The 17,796-nt window shown below is 62.7% G+C and carries 19 protein-coding genes; 11 read left to right on the top strand and 8 right to left on the bottom strand.

Annotation, left to right across the window (positions count from 1 at the left end):
* Positions 1 to 13: 13 nt before the first annotated feature.
* The 3 genes from ACX80B_RS08005 to ACX80B_RS07995 are packed head-to-tail and all read left to right on the top strand — an operon-like array spanning position 14 to position 2,651.
* On the top strand, positions 14 to 859 hold the full coding sequence (locus ACX80B_RS08005) for an SDR family oxidoreductase (RefSeq protein ID WP_459294864.1): 846 nt from the start codon (positions 14 to 16) through the stop codon (positions 857 to 859).
* On the top strand, positions 852 to 1,448 hold the full coding sequence (locus ACX80B_RS08000; RefSeq protein WP_459294862.1) for a PGPGW domain-containing protein: 597 nt from the start codon (positions 852 to 854) through the stop codon (positions 1,446 to 1,448). Before ACX80B_RS08005 ends, ACX80B_RS08000 begins: the two co-directional genes overlap by 8 nt.
* A 27-nt stretch (positions 1,449 to 1,475) precedes the next feature.
* A complete protein-coding gene (locus ACX80B_RS07995) occupies positions 1,476 to 2,651 on the top strand; it encodes an MFS transporter (protein WP_459294860.1) in 1,176 nt (391 codons plus the stop codon).
* Positions 2,652 to 2,716: 65 nt separating this feature from the next.
* Here ACX80B_RS07995 and ACX80B_RS07990 read toward each other — a convergent pair whose 3' ends face one another.
* On the bottom strand, positions 2,717 to 3,199 hold the full coding sequence (locus tag ACX80B_RS07990) for a MarR family winged helix-turn-helix transcriptional regulator (protein ID WP_459294858.1): 483 nt from the start codon (positions 3,197 to 3,199) through the stop codon (positions 2,717 to 2,719).
* Positions 3,200 to 3,283: 84 nt separating this feature from the next.
* Here ACX80B_RS07990 and ACX80B_RS07985 point away from each other — a divergent pair, with 84 nt between their 5' ends.
* On the top strand, positions 3,284 to 5,641 hold the full coding sequence (locus ACX80B_RS07985) for an MMPL family transporter (protein ID WP_459294856.1): 2,358 nt from the start codon (positions 3,284 to 3,286) through the stop codon (positions 5,639 to 5,641).
* Between the two features lie 24 nt (positions 5,642 to 5,665).
* On the opposite strand, the gene ACX80B_RS07980 is transcribed toward ACX80B_RS07985, so the two are convergent.
* Genes ACX80B_RS07980 through idi form a run of 5 tightly spaced genes read right to left on the bottom strand, consistent with a single transcriptional unit; the run spans position 5,666 to position 10,326 of the window.
* Complete coding sequence (locus ACX80B_RS07980; RefSeq protein WP_459294854.1) at positions 5,666 to 7,102, bottom strand: cryptochrome/photolyase family protein; 1,437 nt, start codon at positions 7,100 to 7,102, stop codon at positions 5,666 to 5,668.
* On the bottom strand, positions 7,099 to 8,625 hold the full coding sequence (locus tag ACX80B_RS07975; RefSeq protein ID WP_459294852.1) for an SDR family oxidoreductase: 1,527 nt from the start codon (positions 8,623 to 8,625) through the stop codon (positions 7,099 to 7,101). The genes ACX80B_RS07980 and ACX80B_RS07975 overlap by 4 nt, the downstream gene beginning before the upstream one ends.
* Entirely contained in the window at positions 8,622 to 9,485 is an 864-nt protein-coding gene (locus tag ACX80B_RS07970) for an FHA domain-containing protein (protein ID WP_459294850.1), read from the bottom strand. Before ACX80B_RS07970 ends, ACX80B_RS07975 begins: the two co-directional genes overlap by 4 nt.
* Positions 9,486 to 9,496: 11 nt before the next feature.
* Entirely contained in the window at positions 9,497 to 9,760 is a 264-nt protein-coding gene (locus ACX80B_RS07965; protein ID WP_459294968.1) for a hypothetical protein, read from the bottom strand.
* 23 nt (positions 9,761 to 9,783) lie between these two features.
* Complete coding sequence (gene idi, locus ACX80B_RS07960) at positions 9,784 to 10,326, bottom strand: isopentenyl-diphosphate Delta-isomerase (protein ID WP_459294848.1); 543 nt, start codon at positions 10,324 to 10,326, stop codon at positions 9,784 to 9,786.
* 53 nt (positions 10,327 to 10,379) lie between these two features.
* On the opposite strand from idi, the gene ACX80B_RS07955 reads away from it, so the two are divergent.
* From ACX80B_RS07955 to ACX80B_RS07930, 6 genes are read left to right on the top strand one after another with little or no spacing between them, the layout of a single operon-like run.
* The gene (locus ACX80B_RS07955) at positions 10,380 to 11,447 is read left to right on the top strand and encodes a polyprenyl synthetase family protein (RefSeq protein ID WP_459294846.1); all 1,068 of its coding nucleotides are present in this window, start codon (positions 10,380 to 10,382) and stop codon (positions 11,445 to 11,447) included.
* Positions 11,447 to 12,349: a phytoene/squalene synthase family protein gene (locus tag ACX80B_RS07950; protein ID WP_459294844.1), complete on the top strand. Its 903-nt coding sequence runs from the start codon at positions 11,447 to 11,449 to the stop codon at positions 12,347 to 12,349. Before ACX80B_RS07955 ends, ACX80B_RS07950 begins: the two co-directional genes overlap by 1 nt.
* On the top strand, positions 12,346 to 14,022 hold the full coding sequence (crtI, locus tag ACX80B_RS07945) for a phytoene desaturase family protein (protein ID WP_459294842.1): 1,677 nt from the start codon (positions 12,346 to 12,348) through the stop codon (positions 14,020 to 14,022). Before ACX80B_RS07950 ends, crtI begins: the two co-directional genes overlap by 4 nt.
* Positions 14,019 to 14,369, top strand: a complete 351-nt coding sequence (locus ACX80B_RS07940) for a lycopene cyclase domain-containing protein (RefSeq protein ID WP_459294840.1) — start codon at positions 14,019 to 14,021, stop codon at positions 14,367 to 14,369. Before crtI ends, ACX80B_RS07940 begins: the two co-directional genes overlap by 4 nt.
* Positions 14,366 to 14,701, top strand: coding sequence for a lycopene cyclase domain-containing protein (locus ACX80B_RS07935; protein ID WP_459294838.1), 336 nt, complete (start codon positions 14,366 to 14,368; stop codon positions 14,699 to 14,701). Before ACX80B_RS07940 ends, ACX80B_RS07935 begins: the two co-directional genes overlap by 4 nt.
* A complete protein-coding gene (locus ACX80B_RS07930) occupies positions 14,694 to 15,596 on the top strand; it encodes a prenyltransferase (RefSeq protein ID WP_459294836.1) in 903 nt (300 codons plus the stop codon). Before ACX80B_RS07935 ends, ACX80B_RS07930 begins: the two co-directional genes overlap by 8 nt.
* Here ACX80B_RS07930 and ACX80B_RS07925 read toward each other — a convergent pair.
* Complete coding sequence (locus tag ACX80B_RS07925; protein ID WP_459294834.1) at positions 15,571 to 16,329, bottom strand: glycosyltransferase family 2 protein; 759 nt, start codon at positions 16,327 to 16,329, stop codon at positions 15,571 to 15,573. The genes ACX80B_RS07930 and ACX80B_RS07925 overlap by 26 nt on opposite strands.
* Positions 16,330 to 16,360: 31 nt before the next feature.
* Between ACX80B_RS07925 and ACX80B_RS07920 the strand changes: the two genes are divergently transcribed.
* The gene (locus ACX80B_RS07920; protein ID WP_459294832.1) at positions 16,361 to 16,987 is read left to right on the top strand and encodes a hypothetical protein; all 627 of its coding nucleotides are present in this window, start codon (positions 16,361 to 16,363) and stop codon (positions 16,985 to 16,987) included.
* On the opposite strand, the gene ACX80B_RS07915 is transcribed toward ACX80B_RS07920, so the two are convergent.
* A complete protein-coding gene (locus ACX80B_RS07915; RefSeq protein ID WP_459294830.1) occupies positions 16,957 to 17,784 on the bottom strand; it encodes an endonuclease/exonuclease/phosphatase family protein in 828 nt (275 codons plus the stop codon). The genes ACX80B_RS07920 and ACX80B_RS07915 overlap by 31 nt on opposite strands.
* Positions 17,785 to 17,796 lie beyond the last annotated feature (12 nt).

Genomic DNA, 17,796 nt, shown 5'->3' with positions numbered 1-17,796 from the left:
ACGTGGTGCAGCCATGACCGTGCTCATCGCTGGATGCGGCGATCTGGGGACGGAAATTGGCTTGCGCTTTGCCGACGCCGGACACCGGGTGGTCGGTCTGCGTCGTTCGCCGGAAGTCTTGCCCGCTGCCATTGAGGGAATCCGCTGCGATCTCGCCAGTGAAGTCCCGCACGTGCCTGCCGACACCGGGATCGTCGTGATGGCGACCTCCGCGGACGGCCGCAGTGAAGACGCCTACCGTTCGGCCTACGTGGATTCATTGCGCAACCTGCTTGACGCTTTGGAACAGAGCGGCGTGGAACCACATAAGGTCCTGCTTATCTCGTCAACCGCTGTTTACGGGGTCGACGACGGCAGTTGGGTTGATGAGTCGACCGAACCTGGGCCTGGCTCCGGGACAGCGGAAATCCTGCTTGAAGCGGAGCGCCTGTTGCATGCCCGCCTGCCATCCGCCGTCGTACTCCGGCTCGGTGGCATTTATGGCCCGGGCAGGACGCGGCTGATTGACCAGATAAGGAATGGGACAGCAGAAATTCCGCTCACCTCTCAATACACCAACCGCATCCACCGCGATGACGCCGCTGCCGCCGTCGTACATTTGACCACTGCCGTGGACGCGCCCGCACCGGTCTACGTGGGCGTCGACAATGAACCGGCCGTGCAAGGGGACGTTTTCGGGTTCTTGGCCGTTGAACTCGGTATGCCACATCCTTCATCCGGCGGCAGGATTCCAAAACGAGGTTCAAACAAGCGGCTCAGTAATGCCCTTTTGCGGGGCAGCGGTTTCGAGTTCAGCTATCCCACGTACCGTGAAGGTTACGGTTCTGTCCTTGCCGGGATGGGTGAGCGGCATGGTTAAATCCGAAATCCCGCGGCGGAAACGGCCTGGCTGGCTGAGGCGTACCGGCATCGAGATTCTCGGCTGGACCCTGGTGGTCGTGGGCATCGGCGCCTTGGTGCTGCCCGGCCCCGGCTTGCTCACCGTGGTGGCCGGCCTGGCGGTCCTCTCCCAGCAATATGTGTGGGCCGAAAAGCAACTGCACCCCATCAAGGTCAAGGCCTTCCACGCGGCCGCACTCGGCGTAAAAACGTGGCCCCGGATCGTCATCAGCTTCCTCGGTGGAGTGTGGATTATCGCCGTCGGCATCGTTTGGGGTTTGCAGCCCGCGGTGCCGAATTGGTGGCCGGTCAATGATGACTGGTGGCTTCCGGGCGGTTGGGGCACCGGCAGCACGATGATTTTCTCCGGGCTGATCGCTTTCGCGCTGATCATTTACAGCATCCACAGGTTCGGCCGGAAGCGGGATCCGATCAAGGCGGCCAAGGAAGCTGCGGACGAGTCCGCCAAGGATGTCCAACGGGACGCCGACGAGGAAGCCGCTTATGAGGAAGCCGAGCGGCGGGATGCTGACCGGGAGCCGGCCAAGGAACCGCGGCGCGCGGAATAACGTAACGACAAGGAACAACATAAAACTATGAAGAACTGGCCGTGGATACTGCTGTTCCACGCCGTTTTTCTTCAGCTCGCCGCCTACATTGTCCGGCCAGCCGCCGCGTACCGCGCGTTGGAACTGGGCGTCGAACCGGCCTACCTCGGTCTGATCGCCGCCAGTTTCGCCATCGTCCCGCTTTTCGTCGCCGTCCTGGTTGGCAGGGCCACCGACGCCGGCCGGGAGCCCGCCGTCCTCGGCATCGGGGCGGTCCTCATGGTGGGTGCCGGCGTCGGGCTTATTCTTTGGTCTTCGTCCCTGGCCATGCTGTTGCTGTGGAACGTCATTTTAGGGCTCGGCCACCTGATGAGCGTGATCGGCCAGCAGAGCAGGATCGCCCGCGGAAACGCGAAGAAGCTTGACTCGGCTTTCGGCCTCTACACGTTCGCCGGTTCCGCGGGACAGGCGATCGGACCTTCGCTGATCATCGTTTTCGGCGGCGGCCAGGTGGTGCCCGACACCACCGCGCTCTTCGCCGCCTACACGGTTTCCTGCGTGCTGATGATGGTCCTGACGGTGTTCCTGGTCCGGCAAAAACCGGGCACCGGACCGGCCGCCACTCCCCCGCCGAAGAAGCTCAGGAATGCTCTGGCAGATACGACGCCGGCGGCCCGCAAGCAGCTCTTCGGCGCGATGACGGTGTCCATGATGGTCCTCGCCGCGGTGGATCTGATCGCGGTCTACCTGCCCGCGCTCGGTGTCGAACGCGGCATCCCGGCGGCCGCCATCGGCATCCTGCTGAGCGTCCGGGCCGTGGCCACGATGGCGTCACGCCTCTACCTGGGAGGACTGGTTACCAGGATCGGCCGGTCTGAACTCATTGTCGCCTCAACCGCCCTGTCTGCTTTGGCCCTCGGCGCGCTGGCGGTGCCGATGCCGGTCTGGGCTTTGGGTGCGGTCCTTGTGGTCGCCGGGTTCGCGCTCGGCATCGGGCAACCGTTGACGATGACGGTCATCTCCCTGGCGGCCCCGCCGGGCACCCGCGGGACGTGGCTTGCGCTGCGGCTCAGTGCCAACCGGTTTGGCCAGTCCGGCCTTCCGGCCGCCGTCGGTTTCGTCGCTGCGGCGGCAGGGGTTGCCGGTGTTTTCGGTGCGACGGCGGGAATGTTGGCTATTGTCTCGGGCGCCTCCTGGTTTGCCCTTCGGCGGGGACGCTCTTAGCCGCGGTAGTTTCTTCCCACGGGTCCAGCAGTGACCCGCATTCGTTCCTACAGTCCAGCTGCCGCTTATTCCTCCCGGGCACGGACCGTGGCAGCAATGATTTCGGCCACGAAACGGGTTACAAGTTCTTTTTCTTCGTCCGAATAGGAGGCGACCACAGCACCCAGATGCTGGTTCAGCGGACCGAACAGCGCCTTCCCTGTTTCCCGGGCGAGAGGCGTAACGTCCAAATTAACCTGGCGGCGGTCGGTCTCGCTGCGCCTGCGCTTGATGTGTCCTGCCCGGTCCAGCCTGTCGATGAGGGCTGTGGTGGCAGGCGAACTCAGATTCAGCTCCTGGCCGAGCTTCCCCGGCGTCGCCTCTTCTCCGCGCCTTAGAGCCGACATGACCGACCCCAAGGCGCTGAGATCCGTGCGGTGCAGGTGATGTTTGGTGCTCAGGCCGTTGATGAAGCGATCGGTTTCCATGGTGAACTGCTGCAGCAGGATCAGCAGAGACGCCGTCGCGTCCAGCCCCTCCCCCTGGCTCTGCTGTTCATCTTTTGACATGCCATCACTCCAATGTAGTATCTCCATCATGGAGACACTTTGCGGTAAAGATAGATTATACTGCTTTGCTGCGGTGCACCCCTGATGCGCCCTCCTCAACAAACATCCGAAAAGCGCGAAGTGCCGAAAAAGACCAGCCGTTGGCTCCGGATTTTCTTGCCTGCCGTCGTCATCATCATATGGCTGCTGGCCGCTGGTTTTGGTGGACCAACGTTCGGGAAGCTCTCATCGGTCTCAAGCAATGACCAGGCCTCGTTCCTCCCGTCCGACGCGGAGTCAACCCAGGTTTCCCAGTGGCAGTCCAAGTTCCGGGACTCGGAAGCCATTCCAGCCGTCGTCGTTATTGAGTCAGAAGACGGCATTTCGCGAGCCGAGCTGCCGCGGTATGCCGAATTGCGCGGGGAACTTGCCGGCGTTGAAGGTGTCCTTGGGGTCGACGACGGCGGAGGCGTGGCAGGGCCGATTCCTTCCGAAGACGGCCAGGCTGTGCAGTACATTGTCCCGGTCGCGGAGAGCGCCGACGTCGAAGTAGTTATTACGGAGCTCACCTCGGTGCTGGATGGATCGGTTCCGTCCGGCGCTTCCGCTTACGTCACCGGCCCAGCTGGATTGACGGCCGATCTGGTGGCGGCCTTCGCCGGTATCGATGGGATCCTGCTGGCGGTGGCTTTGGCCGCGGTCTTCATCATTCTGCTGATCGTCTACCGGGCAGTGCTGCTGCCGTTCCTGGTGCTGTTTTCAGCGGTGTTTGCCCTGTGCGCCTCGATCCTGCTGGTCTATTACTTCGCGGACTGGGGCTGGATCTCCCTTAGCGGCCAGAGCCAGGGAATTCTGAGCATTCTGGTGATCGGAGCCGCCACGGACTATTCGCTGCTGCTCGTGGCGAGATACCGGGAAGCACTGCTCGACTATTCCTCGCGGTGGGAAGCGATCTGGAAGGCCCTGAAAGCGGCATTCGCTCCCATTCTGGCCTCGGGTCTGACGGTCATTATCGCCCTCTTGTGCCTGCTCTTCTCGGAACTGAAATCCAATCAAAGCCTCGGTCCCATTGCCGCGATCGGAATTGTCTTCTCGCTGCTGTCCGCCTTGACGTTCCTGCCGGCGTTGCTGGTGTTGTTCGGCCGGGCGGCGTTCTGGCCCTTCCGGCCCAAGGTCGCGGACAGCGATTCCGGAACGGTCACAGCTGGCCAAGGTACCGGAACAGTCACGGCTGGCCAAGGTGCGGGAGCGGTCACGGCGAATGCTCAGGCGCCCGGTCTCGAAGGGTCGAAGGGACTGTGGAAGCGGGTAGGTTCCCTCGTCGCGGCCAGGCCGAGAGTCACCTGGATCAGCTCACTCGTACTCCTGCTGGCTGCGGCCGCCGGGGTGCTGCAACTGCAGGCCTCGGGTGTCCCCCAATCCGAGCTGATCCTGACCAAATCCGACGCTGTCGCCGGCCAGGAAGTTCAAGCGGAACATTTCGACGCCGGCGCGGGCAGCCCCGTGGTGATCGTCGCCGGTGAGGAGCAGGCGCAGGAAGTCCTGTCCGAAGTCGAACAAACCGGCAACATCGCCGAAGCGTCATTTGTCACCGGGCAGCAAAGTCGTCCCGCAGCCGGGCAGGAAGGACCCCCAGGAGCCGGGCAGGAAGGGTCCCCGGGCGCCGGTCCCGCTGAACCCGAGCCGCTGGTGCGCGATGGCCGGGTCTTGATCAACGCGACCCTGGGTGTCTCCGCCGAATCGGAGGCGGCTGAGGACGTCGTCGGTGAACTGCGCCAAACGCTGCCCAATACGGACCCGGGAGCACTGGTGGGAGGTACCACCGCCATCGCCGTGGACACCAATGAGGCGGCGCAGGAGGATCTGTACACGATCATTCCACTGGTATTGGGAGTGATCCTGGTGATCCTGATGCTCCTGTTGCGCTCAGTCCTCGCGCCGGTGCTGCTGATCGCCAGTGTGGTGCTGTCCTACGCTTCGGCGATGGGCGTCTCCGCGCTGGTGTTCAACCACGTTTTCGGGTTCGACGGCGCCGATGCCTCCGTGCCGCTGTTCGGCTTTGTGTTCCTCGTCGCCTTGGGCGTGGATTACAACATCTTCCTGATGACACGGGTGCGCGAAGAAGCCGCGGTGCTGGGCACTCGTGCCGGCATCCTGCGCGGGTTGGTGAAGACCGGCAGCGTCATCACCAGTGCCGGCATTGTCCTCGCGGCCACCTTCGCCGCCCTGGGCGTTATCCCGATCCTGTTCCTGGTCCAGATCGCGTTCATCGTATCGTTCGGAGTCCTGCTCGATACGGTCATCGTCCGTTCGCTGCTGGTGCCCGCCCTGGCGTACGACATCGGACCGGCAGTGTGGTGGCCCGGACGGCTGCCGCGCTCGGAGAAATACCCCGAATCTGCGCACGGCCGACGTCGAAAAACTCCCGCTGGCCAAACAGCCGGGGCGGAAGTCCGCCGCTGATCTTCGCCGCCGGTCCGGGCGTTATCAGCTGGGCTTGTCCTTGTCCTTAACTTTCGCGTAGGCGTCCAGCGCCCGTTGGCGGGTTTCTGCCAAATCCACGATGGGCATCGGATAGCCGGCGTCCGCGGCGCCGGAACTGTTCCACGGTCGGTGCACGTCCTTGGAGTCCAGCTCAGAAAGCTCCGGAAGGAACCGCCGCAGATAAGCGCCGTCCGGGTCGAACTTCCTGCTTTGCGTCACCGGGTTGAAGATCCGGAAGTATGGTGCCGCGTCAGCCCCGGAGCCGGCCACCCACTGCCAGTTTGCCGGATTATTTGCCGCATCGGCGTCGACGAGCGTGTCCCAAAACCACTGTTCACCGACCCGCCAGTCGACGAGAAGGTTCTTGATCAGGAACGACGCCGTCACCATTCTGACCCGGTTGTGCATCCAACCTGTTTCCCACAACTGCCGCATGCCGGCGTCGACCATGGGGTAGCCCGTCCGCCCTTGCTGCCAGGCCCGCACGTCGTCGTCGGTATCCTTCTCCCACTCGAAGGCTTCGTACTCCCGACGGTAATTCCGGGAGGCCAGATCGGGATTGTAGTAGAGGAGTTGCCAGCAGAATTCGCGCCAGCCCACCTCGGAGCCAAAAGTCTGCAGTTCATGTTCGACGTCGGCAGTCCGGCTGGATTTGGCAGCGTGCCAGATCTGAAACGGGCTGATTTCCCCAAAACGCAGGTGCGGGGACAACCTGCTGGTCGACTCCTTATCCGGGCGCTCCCTTCCGTCAACGTAGCTGGTGAGGCGTTCATCGAGGAACTCGTCCAGCCGCTGCTGCGCGCCAACCTCCCCCGGCGTCCATTCCGCCCGCAGCCCACCGGCCCAATCCGGGGTCGTGGGAAGCAGCGGCCAGTCGTCCAGCTTGTCCGAGGAGGGGTTCTTGTTCGTACCGGCGAGCTTCGCCGGTTTCAGATCCTTGGGCGCCGGCAACGGTTCCCTGGGTTCCGGTTGTGCCAGGCAGGCCCGCCAGAACGGCGTGAAGACTTTGTAGTTTTCACCTTGACCGGTCTTTACCTGCCACGGTTCGAACAACAGGTTCGCCTGGAAGCTTTGGGCATGGATGCCCTTCTCCTGCGCCCACTCTTTCAGTCCGGCGTCCGCATTGCGTTCGGCCAGCCCATAACGCCGGTTCCACAGCACGGCCTCCGCACCAGTCTCCTCCACCACGTCCTTGACGACGGCGGTTGCGTTCCCGCGGCGCAGGATGAGCCGGGCTCCGATGCCGCGCAACTCCTCCTGAAGGGCCTGCAGTGAATGGTGCAGCCACCACCTCGCCGCCCCGCCCAGTGGACGGATATCACTCGATTCATCCAACACGTACAACACTGCAGTCTGCCCGCCGTTTTGGGCAGCTTCATGCAAGGCCGGATTGTCCTGCAGCCGAAGGTCGTCCCGCAGCCAAACAACCGTCGTCATCATGAGGCCGGACGTCCCGCGTCGCTGTTGGTTTCGGCGGTGCGGACGATGTTATCGGCCATCGACGCAAAAACCCTGCCGTGGAAGGGCAGCACGGCGAGCCAGTACAGCCGTCCAACCAAACCCTGAGGAAAGAAGATCGCGCGCTGGGTGTAGTCGCTGCCGTGTCCGTCGGATCCGGGGTCGACCCTGAGCTCCAGCCACGCTCTTCCCGGCAGCCGCATCTCGGCGCGCAGCCGGAGACTGCTGCCGCGAACGACTTCTTCAACGCGCCAGAAATCGAGGGATTCTCCAGTGCGGAGCCGGTCGGCATCCCGGCGTCCTCTGCGCAACCCAACGCCTCCGGCCAGCTTGTCCAACCATCCTCTGGCCGCCCATGCGACCGGCCAGGAGTACCAGCCGTTGTGTCCGCCGATGCCTTCGACGACGTCCCAGAGACGCCCGGCATCGGCGTCGCAATGGCGTTCCCTCCGGTCCATAAACACTGTGTGGCCGGCCCAGTCCGGGTCTGTGGGCAACGGATCCGACGCGGCACGCTGGCTGGCCGCCGCCCACCGGGTCTCCACCTGGCCCTCACGCATCCTTTCCAGCGCCAGCGAAACGGCCTCCTGGTACGTCAACAGACCACCAGCAGGAGGTTCGATGTACTGGTCGATATCGCTTTCCTTCGTCACGGCGTCGTACTGCAGCGACTCGACCAAGGGCATGGCCATCTTCCGCGGAATCGGCGTAACCAGGTTGATCCAGTGACCGGCCAGGTGGGGCGTCAGCACGGGCAAGGCCAGGATCTTCCGCGAAGGCAGGCCCGCCGTCGTCGCATAACGGTCCATCATCTGGGCGTAGGTCAGCACGTCCTTGGATCCGAGATCGAAGGTCCGGTTCAGATCTTCGGGCAGCTCCAGCGCTTCGACCAGGTAGTGGAGCACATCCCGGACTGCAATCGGTTCGATCCTGTTCTTGACCCAGCGCGGCGCAGGCATCACGGGCAAGACATCGCTGAGGTGCCGGATCATTTCGAACGAGGCGGATCCAGAGCCGATCACGACGCCGGCCTGGAAGACGACGGTGGGAACGCTTCCGCGCATCAGCTCCTCGCCGACCGCCTTGCGTGACGCCAGATGCTCTGACAGTTTTTCCGATTCAGGATGCAGGCCGCCCAGATAAATGATTCTGCGGACCGCGGAACGCGCAGCGGCCCGGGCCACCGTCCGTGCCACCTCGGCCTCGCGTTGTTCGAATCCTTTTCCCGAACCCATCGCGTGGACGAGATAGTACAGCGCGGAGACGGACTCGCAGGCTTTCGCCGTTTCGTCTTCGTCCGTCAGGTCTCCCTCGACGATTTGGACCTCATCGGCCCATGGCACATCGCGAAGTTTCTCCGGAGACCGGACCAACACGCGGACCCGGTAGCCGGCTTCCAGGAGCCGCGGCACCAGGCGGCCGCCGATGTAGCCGGTTGAGCCGGTGACCAGGACGAGTTGTGCAGCCCCAGCTGCCTCGCCGTCGTCGTTCAACATAGAACTCATATTTCATCCCGTTCCACTGCGCCCGTCCGGGGGTTGTACTGCGCTTTCTGATGGGCAAATTCACCACCACTCCGTCCACCGTGCGGGCGGCCATGGTCGGCATACTCCTCCCGGAAGAATCCCAGGCGCCACTGACCCATCACCAGGCGTGAGCCGGTACGCAATGTGGTTGTCTCCGCCTGATCGTCAACGCTCCCGCCGACCGGTCCGTGACTGGAAAGGACGTATTCGTCGGTATCCGTATGGTGGATTTCGGCATGCACTGGCTCCAATCCTTCGAGAACGAGGTCGGCTGAAGCGGAACTGCCGATCGTCGTCGTACCCGGTTTAAGGTCGAATTCCTCCGGCATATTGCCATCCCAGTATTCGCCGTCCTTGACCAGGATGAGCCTTGGCCGTCCGCCACCCGCGCTGTAGTGGGTCGTGGTGATTCTGCGCGGAATGCGGCGGTGCACCATGGGCACCAGCGGCCACGGCGTTCCGGGTGGCAGCAGTGACGGTTTTTGCGTCTCCCTCCTGCTGAAGCGTCCCGCCAGGGGTGCCAGAGCGCGGAGGGAGCCGAGCCGGATGAATGGAGACCCTGTAACCAGGCGCTGGGCAACTGATGCCTTCACCGCTCCCAGGCTGACCAGTTCACCCTGCGGCCCGCTGACAGAAACCGAAAGTCCGCGGGAGGCGAGAGATTTCGCCATTGCCTTGACCGGAGCGAGCGCCGGAATCTTGTCCGTTGGAAAAAGCAACGGATCGTCAAGATAGACCTGCACCTCGCGCCCGGCCGCCTGGATTGTCCCCTGAGCCATGCGGCCGGACCCGTTGCCGGGCTCTGCCACGCTGAAGGTCATATCGATATCGAGGCGCATGGTGCCGCTCCTCAGCGTCGCGCAGGGTCGGCGCCCGGAGCCTCGTCGTCGCTCGTGGTGACGCGCAAGCTGCCGTTGATTTTCCAAACCGCCCGCGGCGCATCGGGTCCGATGTCGCGCGGAACTTCGACACTCATATCGACAAACTCGTAATTGACTGCAGCGCCACGTCCGGTCAGGTAGGACCACATCTGCTGGCCAAGATCTGCCCAATCGCCGATTTGCTGCCTTCCCTGGGGAAGATCAGGTGCTGTGGATGTTGTCTTGTCTTCCATGGTTCCTCCAATAGTCGGTTCGGTCATATCAAGGTTTTTAGTTGCGGCAACTGCAGAGCCGTCCAGGGGCTGAAAGCCCATGGTGCGGAAGCAACTGCGCTGGCGAAATCATCCAGCTGGACCCAACGCCACTCGGCCACCTCGTCCGGATCGGAGATGGGCTCCTCCGTCGTGACGGCGCTGAAGACAGGGCAAATCTCATTCTCGACGATTCCGGAGGCATCCGTCGAGCGGTACCGGAAGTCCGGCAGCAGCAGGCGCACCTCCGACACGTTCAGCCTCAACTCCTGACGCGCCCGGCGGCGGACGGCATCCTCGTTGCTTTCGCCAGGGGCAGGGTGGCCGCAGAACGAATTGGTCCATACTCCCGGCCATGTCTTCTTAGTCAGCGCCCGGCGTGTGACCAGCAGTTCACCGCCGCTCCGGAATACGTAACAGGAAACAGCGAAATGCAACGGCGTTCTGTCTGTGTGCACGGTGGCTTTGTCGGCCGTTCCCGCAGGGCGCCCGGAGTCGTCTGCCAGCACCACGGTTTGGCCTGACGGATACTGTGCTGCCGGAAACATAAACTTCATCATACATATATCTCGATGATGGAGGTATCTGTACACTTGAGCACATGACCTTGGATATGCCGGCCACCACGATTGCCGCGATGGACCAAGTAGAGATGGTGCTGGACGGGTTCTTTGAGACGTCCTGCACCCGCGCGGCCAGCATGGGCCGGCAGTATGGCCAACTGTGGGAGACCCTGCGAAAAAACACCCACGGCGGCAAGCGGTTCCGCCCCCGGCTCGTGATGACAGTCTTCGCCGGCTTGAACGGGACAAACACCTACCAGGCTGCCCATGTGGCAGCCGCGTTCGAAATGCTCCACACTGCACTGATCATCCACGACGATGTCATCGACCACGACACGGTGCGCCGCGGCGCTCCGAACCTCGCGGGCATCTATCAGCACCGTGCGAGCCAGTCCGGACTGGAACCGGCCGAAGCAGCACACCGCGGCACATCGGCGGCCATCGTCGCCGGTGACCTCGCCCTGACCAGCGCCTTCCGCCTGATCACCGAGGCACAACTGCCCGCCGGCATGCAGAACCAGATGCTGAACCTGCTGGACGAAGCAGTTTTCGCTTCCGCCGGTGGAGAGATTCTCGACGTCGATTTCTCCACTCCATCCGCGGCTCCTGCGCTTTCGGATGTGATGGACATGTGCCGTCTGAAAACCGCCGTCTACTCCTTCGAGGCGCCGATGCAGGCCGGTGCGCTGCTGGCGGGAGCCGGCCAGGATACTGCCGCGTTGGTGGGTACTGTTGGCAGACTGACCGGCACGGCCTACCAACTGATCGACGACCTTCTCGGAACCTTTGGGGATGAAGCCCTGACCGGCAAATCGACCGTTTCGGATCTTGTGGAAGGAAAATACACTCTTCTCATGTCCTACGCGTCGACAACCGCAAGCTGGCCCGGGATCCGCCGGCTGCTGGACCACCCGGTTATCGGCGGCGCCCAGGCAGAGGCGTTGCGTGGCCTGCTGGAATCCTGCGGTGCCCGCGGGTATGTGGAGGACCAGGCCGCCCGGTGCACGCGAGATGCCCTCGAGTTGCTTCGGACCTCCGACCTGCCCCACGACCTCACCGCAGAGTTATCGTCGTTGCTCGACCATGCTGCCGCCCGGAGCTGCTGATGAGCACTAAAGCGCAGGCAGATATGTACAACCGGGTGGCGCACGAAGCCGCCGCCCTCGTGATCAGCCGCTACTCGACGTCGTTCTCCCTAGCCTGCCGCTTGTTGGAGCAGCCGGTGCGCAGGCATGTGCAGAACATCTACGCACTGGTCCGGGTTGCCGATGAAATCGTCGACGGCGCCGCCTCCGGTTCCGGCGCCGGGCAGCACCGCGTACGCGAATGTCTTGACGGGTTCGAACTGGAAACCGAGGAGGCAATGCGCACCGGCTACAGCTCCAATCTCATCAGTCATAGCTTCGCGGTGACAGCACGCGAAGTCGGAATCACCACCGACCTCACGAGGCCCTTCTTCGCCTCGATGCGCTCGGATCTGAGTCCCATCGTCCATACCCCCGAAACCCTGCAGGACTATATTTACGGTTCTGCCGAGGTTGTCGGTCTCATGTGCGTGCGCGCGTTCCTCTCCGGCCGTTATGTACCTGCCGCTGAAATGGACATGCTCGACGGCGGTGCCCGGCGCCTGGGTGCGGCCTTCCAAAAAGTAAACTTCCTGCGCGATCTCGCACAGGACACGAACACCCTGGACCGGCGCTACCTGCCAGCCCTGAGCATTAGCGACCTGAATGAAGCTGCGAAAGATGCCGTCCTGCGCGATATCTACAATGATTTGGACGCCGCACTGCCTGCGATAGCCAAGCTTCCACGCAGCAGCAGATATGCCGTTGCGGCGGCGCAGTCCCTGTTCAGGGAGCTGGCGGACCGGATCGCCCGGACGCCCGCGGCGACTCTGGCCGAAGAAAGGATCCGGGTGCCCAATCCGAGGAAGCTCCGTTTGACGGCCCTGACATTACTTACACAGCAAGTATCGGTGTGGCCGCGTTCTCGGAAAAGAACCGCATGAGCGCCGGCGGCTACGGCGCTCCCGAGGACGGGGCTGGCGGCGGGACCGGCAAGCGCGTCACGATCATTGGTGCCGGCGTCGCGGGACTGGCCGCCGCGGCCCTCCTGTCGAAAGCCGGCTACAGCGTTACCGTGCTGGAAAAACAACCTGCACCGGGCGGCAGGGCAGGCAGTTGGGAGCACGCTGGCTTCCGATTCGATACCGGCCCGTCCTGGTATTTGATGCCGGACGTCTTCGACCATTTCTTCGCACTGCTCGGCACCTCAACGACGCAGCAACTGGATCTGCTCACGTTGGATCCGGCGTACCGCGTCTTCTTCCAGGACGAACAGGAATCCGTCGATCTACGTCACGGCAAGGAACGAAACGCAGCCACGTTCGAGGAGTTGGAGCCCGGGGCAGGAGCCGCTCTGGAACGCTATCTGGAGTCCGCCAAGAAGACCTACGACCTGGCAAAGAAGTACTTCCTGTACACCAGCTTCGCCTCCTTCCGCCCGCTGCTGACAACCGAGGTACTGCGGAACCTTCCGCAGTTGGCCCGCCTGTTGCTGCAGCCGCTGGACCGGTTCGCCGCCCGCTATGTGAAGGACGGCCGGTTGCAGAAGATCCTGGGCTATCCCGCCGTCTTCCTCGGTTCTGCCCCCAACCTGGCTCCCAGCATGTACCACCTGATGAGCCACCTGGACCTGGCCGGAAGCGTGCTCTATCCGCAAGGCGGATTCACCAGTCTCGTCGATTCGCTCAAGTCGCTGGCGGAACAACATGGTGCCCGGATTATCTGCAACGCCAACGTGGCGGAAATCCTCACAACACCCGGTGGAGGAGGCAGAGGCGGCCGCAAGGAACAGGTACGCGGTGTGCGCTACGTCGACGCCGATGGAACCGTTCAAGCATCGGCGTCGGAGATCGTGGTGTCGGCCGCCGACCTGCACCACACCGAGACGCGACTGTTGCCGGAGAAACTGCGCACTTATCCCGCCCGCTACTGGAAAAAGCGCGTGCCGGGGCCGGGCGCCCTTTTGTTGCTGCTGGGGGTGGAGGGCAAGCTCCCCGAGTTGCTGCATCATAATTTGCTCTTCACCACAGACTGGACGAAAAACTTCAAGAGCATCTTCGGCCGGGAGCCTGCCATCCCGGATCCTGCGTCGCTGTATGTCTGCAAGCCCAGTGCGTCCGATTCCACCGTGGCGCCAGCTGGCAATGAGAACCTGTTTGTCCTGGTTCCTATCCCGGCGGACACCTCGCTTGGCTCCGGCGGCATCGATGGTCATGGTGACTCCCAGCTGGAGCAGCTGGCCGATGTTGTCATCGAGCAGATCTCGGAATGGACAGGCGTTAAGGATCTACGACGCCGGATCACCGTCCGCAGGAGTATCGGCCCCGAAGATTTCGTCACCAACTTCAACGCCTGGAACGGTACGGCTCTCGGGCCCGCCCATACGCTGCGGCAAAGCGCATTTCTCCGCGGACGTAATATGAGTTCCAAAGTACGCGGACTGTATTACTGCGGTGGTTCGACGATTCCAGGAGTGGGTCTGCCTATGTGTTTGATCAGTGCGGAGATACTCCTGAAAAGACTGACCGGGGACACCAGCACCACGGCCCTGCCCGAACCGGCAGCACCCGCAGGAAGCAGCAGCGGTTCCGGTGGGGAAAAAGCGGCGCGGCCATGATGGGCATAACGTATCTGGCGGTGATTCTATTTTCGCTGGCCGGGATGGTGATCCTCGATGCCCGGCTCAAGTTGTTCTTTTGGCTGGCACCCGTGCGCGCTGCGGTGGTGACGGCGGCCGGCCTGGTTTTCTTTACCAGTTGGGATCTTGCCGGTATATCGCTGGGCATCTTCTTCCGCGGCGAAAGCGCGTTCATGACCGGCATCGAGGTTGCGCCCGAGCTGCCCCTCGAGGAGCTCTTCTTCCTGACGTTCCTCAGCTACCTGACCATGAATCTGTTCCAACTTGTGCACCGGAGATTGGCCACCGGACGGTTACAGCCGGACATGGAGGCGGCCCACCGATGACGTACTGGCTGCTCAATCTTGGCTTCACGCTCGTTGCTGCCACCGTGGCGGCGTCGTACATTCTCTCGGTCCGGCGCCGGGGCGGGCGAACCATCAAATCCTGGGGCATCGCGGTGGCCGTGACTCTCGTATTGCTGTGTGTGTTGACGGCCGTGTTCGATAATCTGATGATCGCAGCCGGTTTCTTCAGCTACAGCAGCGAGCAGATTTCCGGCTGGAGAATTGGAGCCGCGCCGGTGGAAGATTTCCTCTACGTCCTGGCCGCAGCCCTGCTGCTGCCCGCACTCTGGCAACTAATGGCAGCCAAGCCGGGGAGCCGCCGTCGTGAATGAACCCACGAGCGCGAAGACAAAGGGCACAGGCAGGCCGCTGCTGGCGGAACTGTTCGTCACGTCGCGCCCGGTCTCCTGGGTCAACACCGCGTTCCCGTTCGCCGCCGCCTACATCCTGACAACCGGCACCGTCGACTGGCGCTTCATCCTCGGAACGTTGTACTTCCTGATCCCCTACAACTTCGCCATGTACGGCATCAACGACGTGTTCGACTACGAATCGGACATCCTCAACCCGCGCAAGGGCGGCACCGAAGGGGCCGTCCTCGACCGCCGCCTGCATCGCACGACGTTGCTGTCAGTGCTGGCCACCAACGTTCCATTCCTGGCCTACCTCACCATCACAGGCACATGGAGTTCGACGGCGGTGCTCGCCTTGAGCGTCTTCGCCGTCGTCGCCTACAGCGCTCCCGGTCTGCGGTTCAAGGAACGGCCGTTCATCGATTCTGCCACCTCAAGTTTCCACTTTGTCAGCCCTGCCCTCTTCGGCCTCGCCTATGCGGGAGCAACCTACACACCCGCGCTGATTGGTGTTCTCGCCGCCTTTTTCCTCTGGGGAATGGCCAGTCACGCCTTCGGCGCCGTGCAGGACATCGTCTCCGACAGGGCCGGAAAAGTCGGGTCCGTAGGCACTGTTTTGGGAGCAAAAACCACCGTCTGGTTGTCCTTCGCCGCCTACGGCCTGGCCGGGATCCTGATGCTTCCCACCGGATGGCCGGCCGCTTTGGCTGCCTTGCTGGTGCTCCCCTACATGGCCAATGTGTGGCCGTTCAGGTCAGTCAGTGATAAAGAATCGGGACGCGCTCATGCCGGTTGGCAGCGGTTTCTCTGGCTCAACTACCTCACCGGTTTCCTCGTTACAATGCTGCTCATTTGGTATGCGTCCGTCCGGTAGTTTTCCCGAGGCCCAGCCGCCGTGCCCAGCGGTTGCACGGAAGGTTTTCGGTTCCATGGGCGCCAAGCGTATGGAGAGCCCGCCGAACCCGACGACGGCGGTTTCCACGGCCCACCAAGGCACGTGGCGAGATTCCCACCTGCAGCGAGCGCTGGAACCGGATCCGGAACCGCAGCCCCAGATGCATGCTCAAGCACATATCGTCATGCATCCCGACATCGTTCCGGTGCACCTCGGACCGGACCGCTTCCCAGCAGCTGCGGCGGATTGCCATATTGGAACCGAACAACGGGATTCCGGCCAGTGCCGAACCGACTGCGGCGAAGTATCCGTAGACGTAGACCACATTCCACAGCCAGGACCAGGGACGCCTCAGCTCGTAGAAGGTTCCCGGGCCGGTCAGCGCTCCCAGGGCTGGATCCTCGTGGAAGGCAGTCGCGATCTGCTGGACCCACGAAGCAGGCAGCAGCGAATCCGCATCGCAACGGGCAATGACGTCGCCGCTGGCGTGGTCGTATCCGGCCGATGCAGCGGCGGCGATGCCGGGAACGGTCTCGCTGATCAGGTTCGCTCCGTGACGGCGCGCAACACCGGCGCTGCCGTCCGTACTTCCGTTGTCGACAACGATGATCTCCCTCGGCGGATGCGTCTGAGCGGCCAACGATTTCAGGCATGCCTCAAGCGGGCCTGCATCGTTCAGGCAGGGAACCACGACGGATACCGAAGGCAGCATATTTCCGAGCCTACAGAGGTAGGTTAACTACATGCTGCAAGCCGTCGTCCGCAGGCCCGCCACCGTTGGAGAATCAGCGGCCGACGGCGTCAGGGTCGTGGGCGTCTTGAGTTTCCTTGCTGCCATCTTGTGGTTGAGCCTGGTGGATGCCGCCGTGTTGCTGCTGGTGTTGCTCGGCCTGCTGATCGCCCGTTCCCTCCGGCTTAGACCGTCGGCTGACATCGCCACAGGCGTCATTCTGCTCGCGGCCGCCTGGAGCAGCATTACCAATGTGTATGAGGCGATCGAGTGGTGGGATTTCCTCATACATGCCGCCACAACCGGTGTGCTCGCCGGGACTTCGCACCTGCTTGTTCTGCGTACCGCAGGGACTGCTTCAATCACGCCGGCTCAATCCATCCGGCAAGGTGCCATCACAGGACGTGGTGCTGCCGTGTATCTCATCACCGCCCAAGGCCTCGCACTCAGCGTCTTGTGGGAGTTCGGTGAATGGTGGGGCTATACCTACATCGATGCCGCCATCAATGTGGGCTACCGGGATACGCTCGGCGATCTTGTGGCGGGAGGACTCGGCGCCATTGTCTGCGGAGCGATATTCGCCTGGAGTTCAACGTCCACCCGGCGTGTTCAAGCCGACCGGAACCGCACTGCAGCCTGAACCGGGGCATGATCCGAGGGCCAAACGCCGTCGTAGGTGTTGATGTTGATGCCGGCGCGCTCGGTGGCGATCGATGAACCAGCTAGAATCCAGTCAATACGCTTTGCATCATTGCGCGGCGGCCGGTAATTGGGAAAGGTTCCCCAGTGTGCTGTGAGCCGATCCTTTGCGGTGCGCCAGGCATCGGAAAGGGCGCCGCTGGAGACCAGCAAGCGGTGGAGGCGTGAATCTACATCCACGTTGAAATCTCCCACGAGGATGACCGGCAATTCGGCCGCCAGGACGTCGTCCAGGATCGCTGCGCCGGATCTGACCCTGGACTTGAGCGAAATATGGTCCAGATGCGTATTGAGCGCAACGAATTCGTGACCCGTCTCCAGATCCCGGAAGGTGGCAGATACCAGGATGCGGGGAATCCGGTTTCCCCAACTGGTGGAGCCGGGCACTTTCGGTGTGGCCGAGAGTGCCTGTTGATCCCAGCGCAACAGTTCCAAGCGGTTGGAGTCGAAGAAAATAGGACAGTGTTCCCCGCTGCCATCACTTTTCCTGCCATGGCCCACTGAATCGAAGCTCGAGGGAAGAACCGAAGCGAGGAATTGCATCTGGATGGGCATGGCTTCCTGCAGACCAAGCAGTGTCGGCTGTTCGGCTGTCATTAACCGCCGGACCGCCCCTTGCCTGTAGGTCCACGCGTCCGGACTGCGCTTGTTCAAATGCGGCATCGGGCGCCGGATATTGAACGTCATCAAGTGCAGCTCCGGTGCCATGCACGGACCGAGCAGCGGCGTATCCGTCATCTGCCCAGTCTA

The sequence above is a fragment of the Arthrobacter monumenti genome, assembly GCF_054511255.1.
Note: the sequence above shows the minus strand (reverse complement) of the source record. Positions and strands in the feature narration are given on the sequence as shown.

Bases quoted from the DNA above. Each gene is read 5' to 3' on its own strand.
- ACX80B_RS07985 (WP_459294856.1), top strand. From the start codon at position 3,284: ATGCGCCCTCCTCAACAAACATCCGAAAAGCGCGAAGTGCCGAAAAAG.
- ACX80B_RS07920 (WP_459294832.1), top strand. From the start codon at position 16,361: ATGCTGCAAGCCGTCGTCCGCAGGCCCGCCACCGTTGGAGAATCAGCG.
- idi (WP_459294848.1), bottom strand. From the start codon at position 10,326: ATGTTTCCGGCAGCACAGTATCCGTCAGGCCAAACCGTGGTGCTGGCA.
- ACX80B_RS07980 (WP_459294854.1), bottom strand. From the start codon at position 7,102: ATGATGACGACGGTTGTTTGGCTGCGGGACGACCTTCGGCTGCAGGAC.
- ACX80B_RS08005 (WP_459294864.1), top strand. From the start codon at position 14: ATGACCGTGCTCATCGCTGGATGCGGCGATCTGGGGACGGAAATTGGC.
- ACX80B_RS07955 (WP_459294846.1), top strand. From the start codon at position 10,380: ATGACCTTGGATATGCCGGCCACCACGATTGCCGCGATGGACCAAGTA.
- ACX80B_RS07950 (WP_459294844.1), top strand. From the start codon at position 11,447: ATGAGCACTAAAGCGCAGGCAGATATGTACAACCGGGTGGCGCACGAA.
- ACX80B_RS07935 (WP_459294838.1), top strand. From the start codon at position 14,366: ATGACGTACTGGCTGCTCAATCTTGGCTTCACGCTCGTTGCTGCCACC.
- ACX80B_RS07915 (WP_459294830.1), bottom strand. From the start codon at position 17,784: ATGACGGATACGCCGCTGCTCGGTCCGTGCATGGCACCGGAGCTGCAC.
- ACX80B_RS07975 (WP_459294852.1), bottom strand. From the start codon at position 8,625: ATGAGTTCTATGTTGAACGACGACGGCGAGGCAGCTGGGGCTGCACAA.
- ACX80B_RS07995 (WP_459294860.1), top strand. From the start codon at position 1,476: ATGAAGAACTGGCCGTGGATACTGCTGTTCCACGCCGTTTTTCTTCAG.
- ACX80B_RS07925 (WP_459294834.1), bottom strand. From the start codon at position 16,329: ATGCTGCCTTCGGTATCCGTCGTGGTTCCCTGCCTGAACGATGCAGGC.
- crtI (WP_459294842.1), top strand. From the start codon at position 12,346: ATGAGCGCCGGCGGCTACGGCGCTCCCGAGGACGGGGCTGGCGGCGGG.
- ACX80B_RS07965 (WP_459294968.1), bottom strand. From the start codon at position 9,760: ATGGAAGACAAGACAACATCCACAGCACCTGATCTTCCCCAGGGAAGG.
- ACX80B_RS08000 (WP_459294862.1), top strand. From the start codon at position 852: ATGGTTAAATCCGAAATCCCGCGGCGGAAACGGCCTGGCTGGCTGAGG.
- ACX80B_RS07970 (WP_459294850.1), bottom strand. From the start codon at position 9,485: ATGCGCCTCGATATCGATATGACCTTCAGCGTGGCAGAGCCCGGCAAC.
- ACX80B_RS07990 (WP_459294858.1), bottom strand. From the start codon at position 3,199: ATGTCAAAAGATGAACAGCAGAGCCAGGGGGAGGGGCTGGACGCGACG.
- ACX80B_RS07940 (WP_459294840.1), top strand. From the start codon at position 14,019: ATGATGGGCATAACGTATCTGGCGGTGATTCTATTTTCGCTGGCCGGG.